We start from the raw sequence: 16,452 nt of genomic DNA, 5'->3' as shown, positions 1-16,452 counted from the left end.
GTCGGTGCGCCTCGGGTGGGCGTTCGCAGGCGCTTCGCACGCTCGCGGCCGTGGCCCGCTCGTCGTGCAACGTGCTCGCGCGCCGGGCGGTCGAGCACGGTGGCGGCGGGTCGGACTGAGCATGCGACATCCGCTCGCAGCAGAGGTTGAGGAATCGATGTCGAGATGTAGTATGAATGCTACATCCAATAGTGAAAGCACGATGGGAGTGCTCATGGACGCCGATGCCGTCGTCGAAGTGCGCGGGCTCCGTATGACCTACGGCGCCCGTACGGTGCTCGATGGCGTCGACCTTCGCCTCGACCGCGGAGAGGTCGTCGCGCTCCTCGGGCCGAACGGCGCCGGCAAGACGACGACGATCGAGGTGCTCGAGGGGTTCCGGCAGCCCACTGCGGGCGAGGTCGTCGTGCTCGGCGAAGATCCGTCGCGCGCCGGCGACGCCTGGCGTGCGAAGGTCGGCGTCGTGCTGCAGTCGTGGCGCGACCACGCTCGCTGGCCCGTCGGGCAGCTGCTCGAGCAGTTCGCGGCCCTCTATCGCCCGTTCGCGGTCGCCGGCGGCCAAGGGCCATACGGTGTCGATGAGCTGCTCGAACTCGTCGGGCTCGCTGATCGTCGGCGCGCGCTCGTGCGTTCCCTCTCGGGTGGTCAGCGACGACGACTCGACGTCGCGATCGGCCTCGTCGGGCGGCCCGAGCTGCTCTTCCTCGACGAGCCGACCACGGGGTTCGACCCGGTCGCGCGTCACGAGTTCCACGAGCTCATCCACGCGCTGAGCGACTTCGACGACACCACCGTGCTGCTCACGACGCACGACCTCGCCGAGGCCGAGAAGATCGCCGGGCGCATCCTCATCCTCGACGAGGGTCGCATCGTGGCGAACGGCAGCGCGGCCGAGCTCGCCCGTGCCATGGCGCACTCGAGCGAGGTCACCTGGCGAGAAGACGGCGTGCGCCACGTGCACAGTGCCGCCGAACCCGAGGCGTTCGTGCGCGAACTGCTCACGCGACGCGAGGTCGAGGTCACCGAGCTTCAGGTGCGGGCCCAGACGCTCGAAGCGACCTACCTGGCGATGGTGGCGAGGCACGAGACGGCCGCCACCGCCGCGGCATCGGCGTCCGACCGGCGCCCGACGAACGAGGAGGCACGATGACCATCGCGCTGCGCGCCGGCATTCGGCGCGGACTCACGGAGTTCGGCATCTCGCTGCGCACGCCGGCCGATGTGCTGTTCATCGTGTTCGGCCTCGTCATCGTCGGCGTCGTGCTGTGGCTGAACCGCGACGCCGAGGCGGCACCCGGCGCGCCGCTCGCGTGGTTCATCCTGCCGAGCATCCTGACCATCCAGTTGTTGTTCGTCACGGCATACGGCCTCGCAACCGTGATCGTGACCGAACGTGAAGACGGCACCCTCCTGCGGGCCAGGTCGCTTCCCACAGGGCTCCCCGTGTACTCGGTCGGTGTCACCGCCCGCACGCTCGCAGAGCTGGTGTGCACATTCGTGCCGACGCTCGCGATCGCGGCGGCGGTGCTCGGCGGTGCGCTCGGCCTCGACGCGCTCGGCCTGGCGACCGTGCTCGCGATGCTCGTGCTCGGCACCGTCGCGCTTCTGCCGTTCGGATTCGTCATCGGCACGGTCTTCCGCAACCCGCGATCGGTCGGCGGGTGGGGGTTCCTCGCGGTCGGGGCGGTCGCCTTCGCGTCGGGGCTGATCCAGCCGCTCGCGACGCTGCCGGCCTGGGTGCAGCCGATCGGACTCGCGCTTCCGCTGTTCTGGATCGGCCACGTGCTGCGCGGCGCGTTCCTGCCGGCCGAGCTCGGCACCCTCGAGTTCGGCGGCGGGTGGCACTTCGGGCTCGCGTTCGCGATCGTCGCCGCGTGGGCGATCGTGGGTCTCGTGCTCGCGCCGCATCTGTTGCGGCGCATCGCCCGCCGAGAGACCGCGTCGGCGATCGAACTGCGTCGGCAAGCCGCCCTGCAGCGCATATGAGCGCGGCCGAGCCCACGGCGGGCCGCGCCGATCCCACGGCGGGCCGCGCCGATCCCACGGCGGGCCGCGCCGATCTCGTGCACAACCGCGTCGCGATGCTCCGCGCCGAGCGGCGCGTCTCGCGGCGCGAACTCGCCGAGGCGATCGGGGTGCATTACCAGACGGTCGGCTACCTCGAGCGCGGCGAGTTCAACCCGAGCCTGCATCTCGCCCTGCGGATCGCTCGGTTCTTCGAGGTCCCCGTCGAGTTCGTGTTCTCACTCGATGAGTTCCCGAGGATCGGTCCCGTGCATCCCGGTCGCTAGGCACGTCACGCGATTCAGCGGCTTCCGACAAGGGGAGTAACATGGTCGTCGGCCCGTGCGGTATCTCGACTTCGAGAGATTCTAGGCCGGGTCCATCACCCACCAGCCCCTGTGCGCGACCGCGCGTGCGGATCGATTGGAAGTAGAGCGTGGATCTTTACGAGTACCAGGCCAGAGACCTGTTCGAACACTACGGGGTGCCGGTGCTCCCGGGCATCATCGCCGACACGCCCGATGAGGTGCGCGCCGCGGCCGAGAAGCTCGGCGGTGTCGTCGTCGTCAAGGCCCAGGTGAAGACCGGCGGGCGCGGCAAGGCCGGCGGCGTCAAGGTCGCGAAGAACCCCGACGAGGCGTACGAGGCGGCCGAGGCCATTCTCGGGCTCGACATCAAGGGCCACGTCGTCAAGCGCGTCATGGTCGCGGGCGGCGCCCGCATCGCGCAGGAGTTCTACTTCTCGGTGCTGCTCGACCGGGCCAACCGCTCGTACCTCTCGCTCACGAGCGTCGAGGGCGGCATGGAGATCGAGCAGCTCGCGGTCGAGAAGCCCGAGGCGCTCGCGCGCATCGAGGTCGACCCGACGGCCGGCGTGACCGTCGAGAAGGCTCGCGAGATCGCGGTCGCCGCGAACTTCCCGGCCGAGCTCGTCGACCAGGTCTCCGACGTCTTCGTGAAGCTCTACGAGGTCTACAAGGGCGAGGACGCGACCCTCGTCGAGGTCAACCCGCTCATCCTCGACGAAGACGGCAACATCATCGCCCTCGACGGCAAGGTCTCGCTCGACGAGAACGCCGAGTTCCGTCACGCCGGCCACGCGCTGCTCGAAGACAAGGCCGCGGCCGACCCGCTCGAGGCCAAGGCGAAAGAGCTCGACCTCAACTACGTCAAGCTCGACGGCGAGGTCGGCATCATCGGCAACGGCGCGGGCCTGGTCATGTCGACGCTCGACGTCGTCGCGTACGCGGGCGAGAACCACGGGGGAGTCAAGCCCGCGAACTTCCTCGACATCGGCGGCGGCGCCTCGGCCGAGGTCATGGCCAACGGCCTGTCGATCATCCTCGGCGACCCGCAGGTCAGGAGCGTGTTCGTGAATGTCTTCGGCGGCATCACGGCGTGCGACGAGGTCGCCAAGGGCATCGTCGGTGCGCTCGCCGAGCTCGGCAAGGAGGCCAACAAGCCGCTCGTCGTGCGCCTCGACGGCAACAAGGTCGACGAGGGCCGCCGCATCCTCGAGGAGGCGGCGCACCCGCTCGTCACCCTCGCCGAGAACATGGACCAGGGCGCCGACAAGGCCGCCGAGCTGGCGAACGCCGCGTAGTCGCGAGAAGAACAGGACTCCAACAATGACGATCTTCCTCAACAAGGACTCCAAGGTCATCGTGCAGGGCATCACCGGCGGCGAGGGCTCGAAGCACACCGCACGCATGCTCGCGGCGGGCACCCAGGTGGTCGGCGGCGTCAACGCCCGCAAGGCGGGCACCACGGTGCTGCACAACGACCAGGCCGGCAACCCCATCGAGCTCCCCGTCTTCGCGTCGGTCGCAGAGGCGATCGAGAAGACCGGTGCGGATGTCTCGATCGCCTTCGTTCCCCCGGCGTTCACGAAGGACGCCGTGGTCGAGGCCATCGATGCCGAGATCGCCCTCCTCGTGATCATCACCGAGGGCGTGCCGGTGCAGGACTCGGCCGAGTTCTGGGCGTACGCGAAGGAGAAGGGCGAGAAGACCCGCATCATCGGCCCGAACTGCCCCGGCATCATCAGCCCCGGTGAGTCGCTCGTCGGCATCACCCCGGCGAACATCACCGGCAAGGGCCCGATCGGCCTCGTCTCGAAGTCGGGCACGCTCACGTACCAGATGATGTACGAACTGCGCGACCTCGGCTTCTCGACGGCAATCGGCATCGGCGGCGACCCGATCATCGGCACCACGCACATCGACGCGCTCGCCGCGTTCGAGGCCGACCCCGAGACCAAGGCGATCGTGATGATCGGCGAGATCGGCGGCGACGCCGAAGAGCGCGCGGCCGACTTCATCAAGGCCAATGTCACGAAGCCGGTCGTCGGCTACGTCGCGGGCTTCACCGCGCCCGAGGGCAAGACCATGGGCCACGCCGGCGCGATCGTGTCGGGCTCGGCGGGCACCGCGCAGGCCAAGAAGGAGGCCCTCGAGGCCGCGGGCGTCAAGGTCGGCAAGACGCCCAGCGAGACCGCGCAGCTGCTGCGCGAGGTCTACGCGGGCCTGTAGGAAAATGAGCGGATGTCGCGACATCCGCTGCTCGTGTGAAGCTGCCCCGCCGGGACGACCGGCGGGGCGGCTTTCGTGATTCACTCCTGCTCAGGTCACGGGTCGATGACCACGACGCAGGTGTAGGTGCCCGGCTCGAGGTCGTTGATCGTGACGCTCGGGTCGTCCAGCATGTCCGAGAGATCGACGTCCTTCAGAGTGTCGGGGCTCTCAGTGGTGGCGTCGCACTCGATGCTCGAGAACGTGCCGCCCGGGATCTGCGAGTCGACGCTCACCGTGAGGTTCGTCAACGGGTCGTTGGAGAACACGACAGGAGTGGCGTCGTCACAGGTGCTGCCCTCGACCACGGTTCCGGTCTGCGGGTTGGCAGACGTCACCGCATAGCCCGCGGGAACCGTCTCGGTGACCGTGTAGTCGCCGGCCGCGATCCCGGCCAGGCAGGCCTCGCCGTTCGCGTCGGTCGTGACGGTCGTGTTGGCGGGCAGGTCACCACCGGTGATCGTGAAGACGACGCCCGCGTGCGGGTGGTCACCGGGGCCGTCGGCCGCGTGCTTCTTCGTCTTCTCGATGGCGAGGGCACCGCAGTTGTTGATGCCGGTGTCGAGGGGAGCGATGAAGTCCTTCAGCGCAGCGGTGAAGGAGTCGGAGGAACGGCTCTTCAGGTACGCGCTGCCGAACGCCACGCAGTCGTCGCCGACGATCGCCGAGAAGTCGACGGTCGCCTCACCGAAGGTGCGGACCGAAACGTCGCCCAGTCCGTCGGACTCGGCGGCCGGGATGGCCGACGTGTTGATGGAACCGGTGGCGTCGCCGGCCGCGCTCAGGTTGTCGCGCACACCCCAACACGGGGTGGCGTTGGCGGCCTCGCACAGGCTCTTCGGTCCGGTGGCGACCCAGCGTGAGAGGAAGAGCTGCGGGTTCGTACCGCCCTGCGACAGGTCGTACTGGACGAGCAGGTCACCGGCCGTGCGCACGGGGGTGACGCCGTTCGCGCTCACGTCCTCCGACTTGTTGAACTCGAAGTCCATGTTGGTCGTGCCGCTCGGCTCCTGGACGCGATGCCAGAACATGTGCAGGAAGTCGCCGCTCGCGGTCTCCTCGAGGTACGTGCCGAAGTTGAGCAGGTCGCTCTTGTTCGGCGGGATGCTGCCGTCGACCACGGTGGGCACGGCCGTGTCCTCCTTGGCGCCCTGGCCGAACGAGTCGTCGCCGGAACCGGTCGCCAGGTCCGCCTTGCGCTGCTCGGAGACACCTGCCCAGTCGACCGAGGGCGAGGGGTCGTCGACCTTGAGGTTGGCGTCGGTGTCGATCTCGAAGTTGCTGCCGGCCAGGCTGACTTCGGGGTGGTTGGCGAGCGCCGGCCCGGCGACGAGAGCCGAGAGCGTCAGCGCGCCGACGCCGCCGACAGCGGCGAGGTGCTTCCATCGGCGGCGGGGCTGCGTCGCCGTCTCGGGTGTCGGGTTGTCTGCATGGAGCATGATCGCCTCCGGTATTGCGGGTTCGTCCGGTTCGGATGGATCGGACGGTCCTCTGCGTGCCAGGTGGCGAGGGGCGGGGGTGGGGGCGGCAGGGCGCGAGCGTCACTTCTTTTTCGTCGCCGGTCGGGTGCTCGGCGGCGCGACACCAGCAAGGCTCGAGAGGAGTCTCACGCTGAGTGCAAGCTACACCCGTCGCGGCCCGGCCGGAAGGGCAATGGTGAGATTAACTCAGGGCTGGCGAGTCGGCGTCGACCGCGCCGGATCGGGAAGGCCCCGTCGGCATAGCCGGCGAGGCCTTCCACGTCAGTTGCGGTCGTGCGGGTGTCTCCTCTCGGTCACGGATCGATGACGATCACGCAGGTGTACGTGCCCGGCTGCAGGTTGCTCTTCGTGAGTGACCCGTCGCCGTTCGCGTTCGTCGTGGCCTCGAACGGCGGGTCGGCTTCAGCGTCGCAGTCGATCGTCGACGCGGTGCCGCCATCGATCTGCGAGTCGACCGAGACCGTGAGGTTGGTCAACGGCATGTTCTCGAAGGTCTTGGTCGCACCGGCCGGCGTGTTGCTGCAGTCGGCGGCGCTCTCGGAGACCGCCGCGGTCTGCGGGTTGGTCGAGAGTGCCACGTAGCCCGTCGGCACCGTCTCGGTCACGGTGTAGTTGCCGACCAGGGCGCTCACCACGAGGTTCGGGACGCAGGCGATGCCGCTTGCGTTCGTCTGAACGACGATGCCCTGGCTGAGGTTGCCGCCGGTCACCGTGAACGTGACGTTCGCGTGCGGGTGGTCGCCGGGACCGCTCGCCGCGTGCTTGCGCGTCTTGACGATCTTGATCGAGCCCTTCTCGCGCTCGTTCACGAACGTGCAGGTGACGGTCTCACCGGCGCTCAACGAGATCGACTGAGGATCCGAGGCATCGTCACAGGTCTCGCTGACGAGGTTCCAATTGGCCGGAACCGTCTCCGACACGTCGTACGTGCCCGGGGTCAGGTTCGCGTAGGTGTTGGAATCCTTGCCCGCGGAGCCCGCGGCCGTGGTCGTGAGCGTGAAGGCGGCGTCCGGGAGCGTGCCCGACGTGAAGTCGAACGGGCCGAAGCCATCGTTCGTGACCTTCTCGACGATCACGGTGCCCTTCGCCTGGTTGGTGTAGGTGCACTCGAGCACGTCGTCGGCGTCATCGAGATCGAACGTGACCGTTCCCGTCGCCAGGCTGATATCCGCTGGGCCCACCGTCACGCCCACGCTGGCGGAGCAGTCGATGTCGATGAGCGACCACCCTGCCGGCGGTGCCGACTCGGTGACGGTCAGGTCCGTTCCGAAGAACACGTTGTCGTACTCCTGCGTTCCGCCGTCGGTCAGGCTGAAGCCGGGACTCGTCCCGTCATCCTGGGTGACGAGCTGCGTGGTGTAGTCGAACGATGTCGTGTCTCCGTCGGGGTCCGTCTCCTTGTGGATGATGACCTTCGCGCAATTGGTCAGGTCGACGTCGGCCGGCCTGATGAAGTCCTTCAGTGCGGCCGTGAACGAGTCGGAGGACCGGCTCTTCAGGTACGCGCTGCCGAACGACACGCACTCGTCGTCGCCGACGATCGCCGAGAAGTCGACCGTCGCCTCGCCGAACGTGCGGGCAGACACCGGGTTGGTCGAACTGAGTCCGTCGGACTCGGCGGCCGGGATCGCGGTGGTGTTGATCGACCCCGTCGCGTCACCCGAACTCGTCAGGTTCGCACGCAGACCCCAGCAGGGGAAGGCGTTCGACGAGACGCAGTTCGCGGTCGTCACGGTCTGGTCGGGGTTCGGCGGGTTGAACGTGCCGTCCGTGAGCCAGTACGCGACGAACAGCTGCGGGTTGGTGCCGCCCTGTGAGAGGTCGTACTGGATCAGGATGTCGCCCTCGGTTCGCAACGGCGTGACGTTGTTGCCCGAAAGGGTCTCGGACTGGTTGAACTCGAAGTCCATGTTCGTCGTGCCGTTGGGCTCCTGGACGCGATGCCAGAACATGTGCAGGAAGTCCCCGGCGGCGCTCTCCTCGAGGTACGTGCCGAAGTTGAGCAGGTCGCTCTTGTTCGGCGGGATGCTGCCGTCGACCACGGTGGGCACGGCCGTGTCCTCCTTGGCGCCCTGGCCGAACGAGTCGTCGCCGGAACCGGTCGCCAGGTCCGCCTGGCGGTTCTCGATGACGTTCGCCCAGTCGATCGACGGAGCCGGGTCGTCGACCTTGAGGTTCGCGTCGGTGTCGATCTCGAAGTCACTGCCCGGAAGGCTGACCTCCGGATGCGCAGCCTGTGCGGGCGCGACGGCCAGTCCCGTGAAGATCAGGGCGCCGGCGGCGGCAGCGGCAATGATCGGGGAGCGCCGCCGCCGCCGACGCGTCGGTGGGGTCGGACAGTTCTGGGCAGCTTCGGTTCGGAGCATGATCGCCTCCAGATTGGGGAGAGGCCCGATCCGGTCGGATCGGACAGTGTCCTCTCGGTGGAGACGGTGCGGCGGTGCGCGGGCGCGATGAACGTGCGGGTGACTGTCGTTCCCAGTCGGCTACGGGTGGTCATCGACTGGGCGCATCGAACCCGAGAGGAGTCTCAGGCTCACGCCGCACGTTACTCCCGGCAGACGTCGCTCGAAACGAAATCGAGCAAATCTCATGATCCCCAAAACGGGGGTCATCCTGAGCGAGCGGATCAGTACGATGGCGTCATGGGTGACGACGGATCCTTGCGATCGAAGTCGGGCAATGAGACGGCCGCGTTCCTGGTGCGTTCGGCGTTCGTCACGGAAGAGGCCGTCTACGGGGTCATCCTCGTCTCGGGCATGATCGTCGTCGCCAGTGCCGGCGAGGCGACGGTCTGGCCGGTGTTCTGGAAGGTCTTCGCGACCGTGATCGTGTTCTGGGCGGCGCACGTGTACGCCGGAACCGTTGCGCGCCACGGTCTCGACGAACACGAGGACCTGGGCCTCCGCGAGGCCTTCATCGTCTCGCTGCGGCGATCGCTCGGCCTGCTGCTGTCGGCGTTCATTCCGCTGCTCATCCTGCTGCTCGGCGCGACTCGGGCGATCGACGACGCATACGCGCTCTGGGCGGCGCTCTGGGCGGGCGTCGTCGTCCTGGCCGTGCTGGGGTTCGTGGCCTTCCGGCGGCGCGGTTCGCCGTGGCCGATGCAGATCCTCGGCGCCCTGGCGACCGCGGCATTCGGCATCGTGATGATCGGGCTCAAGGCATTCATCCATTGAGCGTGATGCGGCGCCGCCGCCGCTGGGTCTAGCCTCATCCCCAGAGGGGGTCCTCATGCCTGACTTGACGAAGACCGAACTCGAGGCGCGTGTCGCGCAACTCGAGGCCGAGAACGCGCGATTGCGCGCTGAGTCCACCGAGACGACCGACCTCGGTGAGGGCCTCGCCGCGACATCCGAGCCGGTCGCCCCGGTGAAACGTGGCCGTGGCCGCACTGCCGCGGCCATCGTGCTCGTCGTCGTGGGCCTGCTGCTCGCGCCGGTCGCGGTGATCAGCGGCTGGGCGCGGCTCGAACTCGTCGACACCGACCGGTTCGTGGCGACGTTCGCGCCGCTCGCCGAAGACCCGGCCGTGCAGTCGTACATCGGCGACCAGGTCACGGCCGCGATCGAGGAGCAGGTCGACATCCCGCAGTTGACCTCCGACGTCTTCGACGGCATCCGGGCCCTCGACCTGCCGCCCCGAGCCGAGGCTGCGCTGGGCCTGCTCGAGGCACCGGCCGCCCAGGGGTTGCAGTCACTCGTCGACAGCGTCGTCGACCGGGTGATCGCGTCGCCCGCGTTCGCTGACATCTGGGCCGCCGCCTTGCGGGCCTCGCACCGCCAGGCGGTCGCCGCGATCCAGGGCGACCCGAACGCCGCACTCGAGATCGGCGGCGACGGCACGCTCTCGGTGCAGCTCGGGCCGATCATCGAGGCGGTCAAGCAGCGACTCGAGGAGCAGGGGGTGGGCTTCGCGGCGCAGATCCCGGTCATCGACCGCAGCATCGTCGTCGCCCAGGCAGACGCGTTCGTGACGGTGCGCACGGTGTACCAGCTCGCGGTCGCCGCAGGCACGTGGTTGCCGTGGATCGTGCTGGCGTTCCTCATCGGCGGTGTGCTCGTGGCCAAGCGCCGCTCCCGCGCGATCATGTGGACGGCCGGCGGTCTCGCACTCACGATGCTGCTCATGGCGGGCGGCCTCAGCATCGGCCGGCTCTACTTCGTCGGTGCGGTGAGCCCGTCGATCATGCCGGCCGACGCCGCTCAGGCGATCTACGACGACCTCATCGTGCTCATGCAGTCGACGATCGTCGCGTTCTTCGTGCTGGGGCTGCTCGTCGCCGTGGTCGCCTGGTTCTCGGGCCCGTGGCGGCCGGCGCGCGCCGCGCGCGGCTTCGCCGAGTCGGGCTTCACGGCAGTGCGTCGTTCGGCCGCGTCGCACGGGGTCACGACCGGTGCGTTCGGCGTCGCCCTCGACCGGTGGCGCACGGCGGCCTACATCGGGATCGCCGTGATCGCCGCCATCGTGGTGCTGTTCTCGCGGCCGCTCGAGACGAGCACCGTGGTCGTCACCCTCATCGTGGCGTTGGTGGCACTGCTGCTCGTCGAACTGCTGCGACGACCGGCCGCCGAGGTCGCCGAGTACGAGCTGGAACGTGCCGAGGCCGATCCGAGTACCGGGGTCGCGACATCCGACACCCCCGTCATCGACCCGGAATCCGGTACGGCGCCCGGCGACACCGCCGTGCTCGATGCCGGCGACGGGGCAGAGGCCGCGGGGCATCCCGCCGACCCCGCACGTCCTGTCGGCTGAGGCGGCCGCCTCGGGATAGGCTCCCCGAGGAATGAGACGCACGACGATCGCCCTGCTGGCCGCACTCGAGGCCGCCGTCGCGGCGCTCATCGGACTCGGCATCGCCCTCGTGCCGCTCATGCTGCTCTGGGCGGTGCAGTACGAACTCGCGGTCGACGCGACGGTGTTCCTGCGTGCCGCCGCCGATGTGTGGCTGCTCGGCCACGGCGTCGATCTCACCGTTCAGCTCGACCCGGTGACCGCGGGCGGACTCGGCCTCCCCGGCGCCGACGAGCCGTTCCCGATCACGATTGCGCTGCTCGGCTTCGCGTTGCTCTCGGTCGCGGCTGGCCGCCGAATCGGTCGCCGATCGGCCGCGGGCGGACACTCGATCACCGGGTCGGTCGCCGCCGCCGTCGTGTATGCGGCCGCCGGCGCTACGCTCGCGCTCGTTGCGGGCGCCGACGTGGCGCGCGCGTCGGTCTGGCAGGCGACACTGCTGCCCGCCATCACGGTGGCGATCGGCGTCGCGATCGGCGCGGTGGCCGAGACGCTTCGCGAACCGTCGCCGACGGATGCCGCGGGCGGATTCTTCAGGGAACGCCTCGGTGACCTCCCTCCTCGAGTCGTCGACGCGGTCACGGCGGCGGTGCGCATCGGCGCGGGAGCCGCATTCGCGCTGCTCGCCGTCGCCGCACTGTTCGTCGCCGTGCTGATCACGCTCGACTACGCGACGATCGCCGGGCTCTCCCAGTCGCTCGGGGCGGGCATCGATGGCAGCATCGCCCTCGTCGTGGGCGAACTCGCATTCCTGCCGAACCTCGTGGTGTGGGTCGCAGCATGGATGCTGGGCCCGGGCTTCGCCCTCGGCACGGGAACGATCGTGGCGCCGGCGGGTACCCTGCTCGGGCCGGTGCCCGGCATCCCGCTGCTCGGGGCGATCCCGGGCGCCGCGCCGGTCTTCGGCGTGCTGTGGCTGCTCGTACCCGTGCTCGCCGCGTTCGTCGGCGCCTGGCTCGTGCAGGGCGAGCCTCGGGGTGGATGGGCCGAGCCCGCGGCGCGGGGCGGTCTGGTTGCGGGGCGTGCGGTGCCGTGGTGGCAGCCGATCGCGGTCGGGGCCGGGGCTGCGGTCGTGGCGGGGCTCGTGCTGGGGTCGCTCGCCTGGTGGTCGGGGGGCGCGGTCGGCCCGGGGCGGCTCGCGGAGGTCGGGCCGAACGTGTGGGCGGTGGCGGGCATCGCGGCCGCCACCGTCGGCATCGGTTCGGTCGCGGGCGGGTTCGCCGCCCGGGTGCAGACGAAGGGGCCGAGTGCGAGTCTGCGCGTGCCCGCGCCACTCCGAGGGGTCGACGGCGGGCTGGGCTGAGGCTCCTCGGGCGGCGGCCGACCGCGTCGGGCAACTGATCACTGCCGGTAGGCTCGAGGGGTGCAGAAGCTCGTCGTGCTGATCTCCGGCGGAGGGTCCAACCTCCGGGCCCTGCTCGAAGCCGCTGAAGATGCCGAGTTCCCGGCCCGAGTCGTCGCGATCGGCGCCGACCGCCAGGCCGACGGCCTCGTGCTCGGCGAGGAGTTCGGCATCCCCACGTTCAGCGTGCCGTTCACCGCCTACCCCGACCGCGAGTCGTGGGGCGCCGCCCTCATCGACGAGGTGCGCCGCTGGGAGCCCGACCTCGTCGTGCTGTCGGGACTCATGCGTCTCGTGCCGCCCGCCGTCGTCGACGCGTTCTCGCCGTACCTCATCAACACGCACCCCGCCTACCTGCCCGAGTTCCCGGGTGCGCACGCCGTGCGCGACGCCATCGCCGCAGGGGTCGAGCAGACGGGCGCGAGCCTCATCGTCGTCGACAACTCGGTCGACGGGGGCCCGATCATCGCGCAGGAGCGCATCCCCGTGCTGCCCGACGACACCGAGTCGACCCTGCACGACCGCATCAAGCCCGTCGAGCGGCGCCTGCTCATCGAAGCCGTGCTCGACATCGCCAACTCGCACCTCGACCTGAAGGAACTCGCACGATCATGAGCACCCATTCGATCGACCCGAGCCGCTACCGCGAACGCGACCTCGTGCCCGTGCGCCGGGCGCTCGTCGCGGTGAGCGACAAGCGCGGCCTCGTCGAACTGGCGAAAGCGCTCGTGGGTGCCGGCGTCGAGATCGTCTCGACCGGCGGCACCGGCGCGGCGATCGCGGCGGCCGGCCTGCCGGTCACGCAGGTGCCCGAGGTCACCGGATACCCCGAGCACCTCGACGGCCGCGTGCGCACGCTGCACCCCGGAGTGCACTCGGGTCTGCTCGCCGACCTGCGGCTCGAAGACCACGAGCGCCAGCTCGCCGAGCTCGGCATCAAGCCCTTCGAGCTCGTCGTGGTGAACCTCTACCCGTTCACCGAGACCGTGGCGGCCGGCGCAGCGCCCGATGCCGTCATCGAGCAGATCGACATCGGTGGCCCGGCCATGGTGCGTGCGTCGGCGAAGAACCACGCGAACGTCGCGGTCGTCGTCTCGCCCGACCGGTACGACGAGATCATCGCCGCGGTCGAGGCCGGCGGCACCACCCTCGCGCAGCGCGCGTCGCTGGCCCGCGAAGCGTTCCGGCACACCGCGTCGTACGATGTGGCCGTCGCGTCGTACATCGGCAGCGTCATCGCCCCCGACCAGCCTGCCGACGAGTCGCCCTTCCCCGCGTGGGTCGGCGGCACGTGGACGAAGGACGCCGACCTGCGCTACGGCGAGAACTCGCACCAGAAGGCCGCGATCTACTCGTCGACGGCCGGTCGCCCCGGCATCGCGCAGGCCGTGCAGCTGCACGGCAAAGAGATGTCGTACAACAACTACGTCGACGCCGACGCGGCCGTGCGGGCCGCATTCGACTTCGACGAGCCCGCCGTCGCGATCATCAAGCACGCGAATCCGTGCGGGATCGCAGTCGCTGCGCCCGGGGCGCCCGACCCCATCGCCGACGCCCACCGGCGCGCTCACGACTGCGACCCGGTCTCGGCGTTCGGCGGTGTGATCGCGGCGAACCGCACGGTGACCCGCGAGATGGCCGAGACCGTCTCGGAGATCTTCACCGAAGTGCTCGTGGCACCCGCGTTCGAGGCCGAGGCCGTCGAGCTGCTCACGCAGAAGAAGAACATCCGCCTGCTCACGCTGCCCGAGGGGTATGCTCCCACCGCCGTCGAGCTTCGGCAGGTGTCGGGCGGCGCGCTGCTGCAGCAGGCCGACCGGCACTTCGCGCCGGCGTCCGAGTGGGCGTTGGCCGCAGGCGACCCCGTCGACGACACCACACTCGCCGACCTCGAGTTCGCCTGGACCGCGTGCCGGGCCGTGAAGTCGAACGCGATCCTGCTCGCCGCCGGCGGCGCCTCGGTCGGCGTCGGCATGGGGCAGGTCAACCGGGTCGACTCGTGCAAGCTCGCGGTCGAGCGGGCGGGCGATCGCGCTGAGGGCTCGGTCGCGGCATCCGATGCGTTCTTCCCGTTCGCAGACGGGCTGCAGATCCTGATCGACGCGGGCGTGCGCGCCGTCGTGCAGCCCGGAGGGTCGGTTCGCGACGACGAGGTCATCGCGGCAGCCCGCGAGGCCGGCATCACGATGTACTTCACGGGCGAGCGGCACTTCTTCCACTAGGCGCGTTACTGCACTTCTTCCACTAGGCGCGCTGCTGACGGAGCGGGCCGCTTCCTTGACCCTCCGCACGATATACGGAACGCTGAGGAGAGCGTTTGCCGGGTTGTCGCAGGAGGAGATGCAGATGGATCAGAACGAACCCACACCGACCATCGAAGCGCAGCACGACGCACTGCTCGGCAGTCTTCCAATGTCAGATACCGCTGACTTCAGCGCCGTAGAGCGTGGTTTCCTGGGGACACTGGACGACCCGGCCATCCGCAACGCGGACGGCGATGTGGTGTGGGATGCCTCGACCTACGACTTCCTCGAGGGGGACGCGCCGACGTCGGTGAACCCGAGCTTGTGGCGTCAGGGCAAGCTCGTCGCCAGGCATGGCCTCTTCGAGGTCGTACCGGGGCTTTACCAGATCCGCGGGCTCGACCTGTCGGTGACGTCGTTCATCGAGGGCGACACCGGTGTGATCGTCCTCGACCCCCTCCTCACGAAGGAGACCGGCGCTGCCGCGCTCGCGCTGTATCGCAAGCACCGTGGCGACCGCCCGATCCGCGCATTCATCCACACCCACAGCCATATCGACCACTTCGGCGGCGTGCAGGGCATGGCCACGCAGGACGAGATCGACTCCGGAGCGATCGAGATCATTGTTCCCGAGGGCTTCCTCGAGCACGCGGTGTCCGAGAACGTCTACGCGGGGACTGCGATGTCTCGTCGGTCGGGGTACATGTATGGCGCGAGTCTGGCTCGTGGCCCGAAGGGTCAGGTGGGCGCGGGCCTGGGCCAGACGACCTCGACCGGCGAGGCGACGTTGTATGTGCCGACGCTCGAGATCGGCGCGACCGGTCAGACGCACACGATCGATGGCGTGGAGTTCGAGTTCCAGATGGCACCGGGCACGGAGGCGCCATCGGAGATGCACTTCTACATCCCCCGCTATCGCGCCCTGTGCATGGCTGAGAACGCGACGCACACCTTGCACAACCTGTTGACGCTCCGTGGCGCGGTGGTCCGCGATCCGCACGTGTGGTCGCACTATCTCACCGAGGCGCTCGAGCGCTACGGCGACAAGACCGACGTGGTGTTCGCGTCCCACCATTGGCCGACGTGGGGAAACGAAGATGTGAAGCACTTCCTCGGCGTGCAGCGCGATCTCTACGGGTACCTGCATGATCAGACTCTCCGCATGCTCAATCAGGGATTGAACGGCGCCGAGATCGCCGAGGTCATCGAGTTGCCGCCGGCCCTCACCCAGAACTGGAGCACGCACGGCTACTACGGCTCGGTCAGTCATAACGTCAAGGCGATCTACCAGCGATACATGGGCTGGTTCGACGGCAACCCCGCCCGCCTCTGGCCGCACCCGCCCAAGCCCCTCGCCGAGCGGTACGTGGCCGCGATCGGCGGCGTAGACCGGGTCGTCGAACTCGCCCAGGATGCGTACGAGCAAGGGGACTTCCGCTGGGCCGCGACCCTGCTCGATCATGCGGTCTTCGCCGAACCCGACAACGCCGACGCGAAGGCCCTGTACGCTGACACGCTCGAGCAGCTCGGCTACGGTGCGGAGAACGGCACCTGGCGCAACTTCTTCCTCTCCGGAGCGACCGAGTTGCGCGAGGGGAACTTCGGCACCCCGCTCACCGCGAACGCGCCGGCGATCATCGCTCAGCTGACACCGGAGCAGCTCCTCGACGCGATCGCGATCACCGTCAACGGCCCCAGAGCATGGGACCTCGACCTGGCCTTCGACATCACGCTGACCGACCTGCACCGCAGCTTCCACGTGACGCTCCGCAACGGCGTCCTCATCTACGTCGAGCGGGCACCAGACGGTACCGCGCCACTGCACATCACGACGACGAAGCAACGGCTGCTCGCCCTCATCACTGGCGACACGCAATCCGAAGGCCTGACGGTCGACGGCGACCTCGCAGTGCTGTCACAACTCACCGCCGTGCTCGACCCCGGAGACCCCGGTTTCAACATCGTCCTGCCGTAGCGCGTGGCCTTTTCGAGCACACGCGCGCAGATGCCCGCCTCGT

At 69.1% G+C, this 16,452-nt stretch carries 13 protein-coding genes; 11 read left to right on the top strand and 2 right to left on the bottom strand.

All coding sequences use genetic code 11. The annotated features are described in order from the left end of the window. Window positions 1–202 precede the first annotated feature (202 nt). The 5 genes from LSF15_RS07815 to sucD all read left to right on the top strand — a co-directional run bounded on the left by LSF15_RS07815 (window position 203) and on the right by sucD (window position 4,535). A complete protein-coding gene (locus LSF15_RS07815; RefSeq protein ID WP_232497979.1) occupies window positions 203–1,150 on the top strand; it encodes an ABC transporter ATP-binding protein in 948 nt (315 codons plus the stop codon). Next, window positions 1,147–1,986, top strand: a complete 840-nt coding sequence (locus LSF15_RS07810; RefSeq protein WP_232497978.1) for an ABC transporter permease — start codon at window positions 1,147–1,149, stop codon at window positions 1,984–1,986. Before LSF15_RS07815 ends, LSF15_RS07810 begins: the two co-directional genes overlap by 4 nt. After that, the gene (locus LSF15_RS07805) at window positions 1,983–2,291 is read left to right on the top strand and encodes a helix-turn-helix transcriptional regulator (RefSeq protein ID WP_232497977.1); all 309 of its coding nucleotides are present in this window, start codon (window positions 1,983–1,985) and stop codon (window positions 2,289–2,291) included. Before LSF15_RS07810 ends, LSF15_RS07805 begins: the two co-directional genes overlap by 4 nt. 149 nt (window positions 2,292–2,440) lie before the next feature. Then, the gene (gene sucC, locus LSF15_RS07800; protein WP_232497976.1) at window positions 2,441–3,607 is read left to right on the top strand and encodes an ADP-forming succinate--CoA ligase subunit beta; all 1,167 of its coding nucleotides are present in this window, start codon (window positions 2,441–2,443) and stop codon (window positions 3,605–3,607) included. 25 nt (window positions 3,608–3,632) lie between these two features. Beyond that, window positions 3,633–4,535 (top strand): succinate--CoA ligase subunit alpha, encoded by a 903-nt coding sequence (gene sucD, locus LSF15_RS07795; protein WP_232497975.1) that lies wholly within the window; start codon window positions 3,633–3,635, stop codon window positions 4,533–4,535. A gap of 95 nt (window positions 4,536–4,630) precedes the next feature. Here the strand turns inward: sucD and LSF15_RS07790 are convergent, their stop codons facing one another. Both LSF15_RS07790 and LSF15_RS07785 read right to left on the bottom strand, forming a co-directional pair. Further along, window positions 4,631–6,013: an MSCRAMM family protein gene (locus LSF15_RS07790; protein WP_232497974.1), complete on the bottom strand. Its 1,383-nt coding sequence runs from the start codon at window positions 6,011–6,013 to the stop codon at window positions 4,631–4,633. Between the two features lie 335 nt (window positions 6,014–6,348). Beyond that, window positions 6,349–8,421 (bottom strand): MSCRAMM family protein, encoded by a 2,073-nt coding sequence (locus LSF15_RS07785; protein ID WP_232497973.1) that lies wholly within the window; start codon window positions 8,419–8,421, stop codon window positions 6,349–6,351. 279 nt (window positions 8,422–8,700) lie between these two features. On the opposite strand from LSF15_RS07785, the gene LSF15_RS07780 reads away from it, so the two are divergent. The 6 genes from LSF15_RS07780 (at window position 8,701) to LSF15_RS07755 (ending at window position 16,409) form a co-directional block, all read left to right on the top strand. Further along, on the top strand, window positions 8,701–9,234 hold the full coding sequence (locus LSF15_RS07780) for a hypothetical protein (RefSeq protein WP_232497972.1): 534 nt from the start codon (window positions 8,701–8,703) through the stop codon (window positions 9,232–9,234). A 55-nt stretch (window positions 9,235–9,289) separates the two neighbouring features. Beyond that, window positions 9,290–10,810 (top strand): bZIP transcription factor, encoded by a 1,521-nt coding sequence (locus LSF15_RS07775; protein WP_232497971.1) that lies wholly within the window; start codon window positions 9,290–9,292, stop codon window positions 10,808–10,810. A 31-nt stretch (window positions 10,811–10,841) separates the two neighbouring features. Beyond that, window positions 10,842–12,152, top strand: coding sequence for a cell division protein PerM (locus LSF15_RS07770; RefSeq protein ID WP_232497970.1), 1,311 nt, complete (start codon window positions 10,842–10,844; stop codon window positions 12,150–12,152). Window positions 12,153–12,212: 60 nt separating this feature from the next. Next, entirely contained in the window at window positions 12,213–12,806 is a 594-nt protein-coding gene (gene purN / locus LSF15_RS07765; protein WP_232497969.1) for a phosphoribosylglycinamide formyltransferase, read from the top strand. Next, window positions 12,803–14,413, top strand: a complete 1,611-nt coding sequence (purH, locus tag LSF15_RS07760) for a bifunctional phosphoribosylaminoimidazolecarboxamide formyltransferase/IMP cyclohydrolase (protein ID WP_232497968.1) — start codon at window positions 12,803–12,805, stop codon at window positions 14,411–14,413. The genes purN and purH overlap by 4 nt, the downstream gene beginning before the upstream one ends. A 190-nt stretch (window positions 14,414–14,603) precedes the next feature. Then, on the top strand, window positions 14,604–16,409 hold the full coding sequence (locus tag LSF15_RS07755; protein ID WP_232497967.1) for an alkyl/aryl-sulfatase: 1,806 nt from the start codon (window positions 14,604–14,606) through the stop codon (window positions 16,407–16,409). The last annotated feature ends 43 nt before the right edge of the window (window positions 16,410–16,452 follow it).

It is taken from the genome of Agromyces humatus, assembly GCF_021228295.1.
GTDB classification, from domain to species: domain Bacteria; phylum Actinomycetota; class Actinomycetes; order Actinomycetales; family Microbacteriaceae; genus Agromyces; species Agromyces humatus.
Note: the sequence above shows the minus strand (reverse complement) of the source record. Positions and strands in the feature narration are given on the sequence as shown.

Excerpts from the sequence above, each read along its gene's own strand:
- LSF15_RS07815 (WP_232497979.1), top strand. The coding sequence starts at position 203 with ATGGGAGTGCTCATGGACGCCGATGCCGTCGTCGAAGTGCGCGGGCTC.
- LSF15_RS07810 (WP_232497978.1), top strand. The coding sequence starts at position 1,147 with ATGACCATCGCGCTGCGCGCCGGCATTCGGCGCGGACTCACGGAGTTC.
- LSF15_RS07805 (WP_232497977.1), top strand. The coding sequence starts at position 1,983 with ATGAGCGCGGCCGAGCCCACGGCGGGCCGCGCCGATCCCACGGCGGGC.
- sucD (WP_232497975.1), top strand. The coding sequence starts at position 3,633 with ATGACGATCTTCCTCAACAAGGACTCCAAGGTCATCGTGCAGGGCATC.
- LSF15_RS07790 (WP_232497974.1), bottom strand. The coding sequence starts at position 6,013 with ATGCTCCATGCAGACAACCCGACACCCGAGACGGCGACGCAGCCCCGC.
- LSF15_RS07785 (WP_232497973.1), bottom strand. The coding sequence starts at position 8,421 with ATGCTCCGAACCGAAGCTGCCCAGAACTGTCCGACCCCACCGACGCGT.
- LSF15_RS07780 (WP_232497972.1), top strand. The coding sequence starts at position 8,701 with ATGGGTGACGACGGATCCTTGCGATCGAAGTCGGGCAATGAGACGGCC.
- LSF15_RS07775 (WP_232497971.1), top strand. The coding sequence starts at position 9,290 with ATGCCTGACTTGACGAAGACCGAACTCGAGGCGCGTGTCGCGCAACTC.
- LSF15_RS07770 (WP_232497970.1), top strand. The coding sequence starts at position 10,842 with ATGAGACGCACGACGATCGCCCTGCTGGCCGCACTCGAGGCCGCCGTC.
- purH (WP_232497968.1), top strand. The coding sequence starts at position 12,803 with ATGAGCACCCATTCGATCGACCCGAGCCGCTACCGCGAACGCGACCTC.
- LSF15_RS07755 (WP_232497967.1), top strand. The coding sequence starts at position 14,604 with ATGTCAGATACCGCTGACTTCAGCGCCGTAGAGCGTGGTTTCCTGGGG.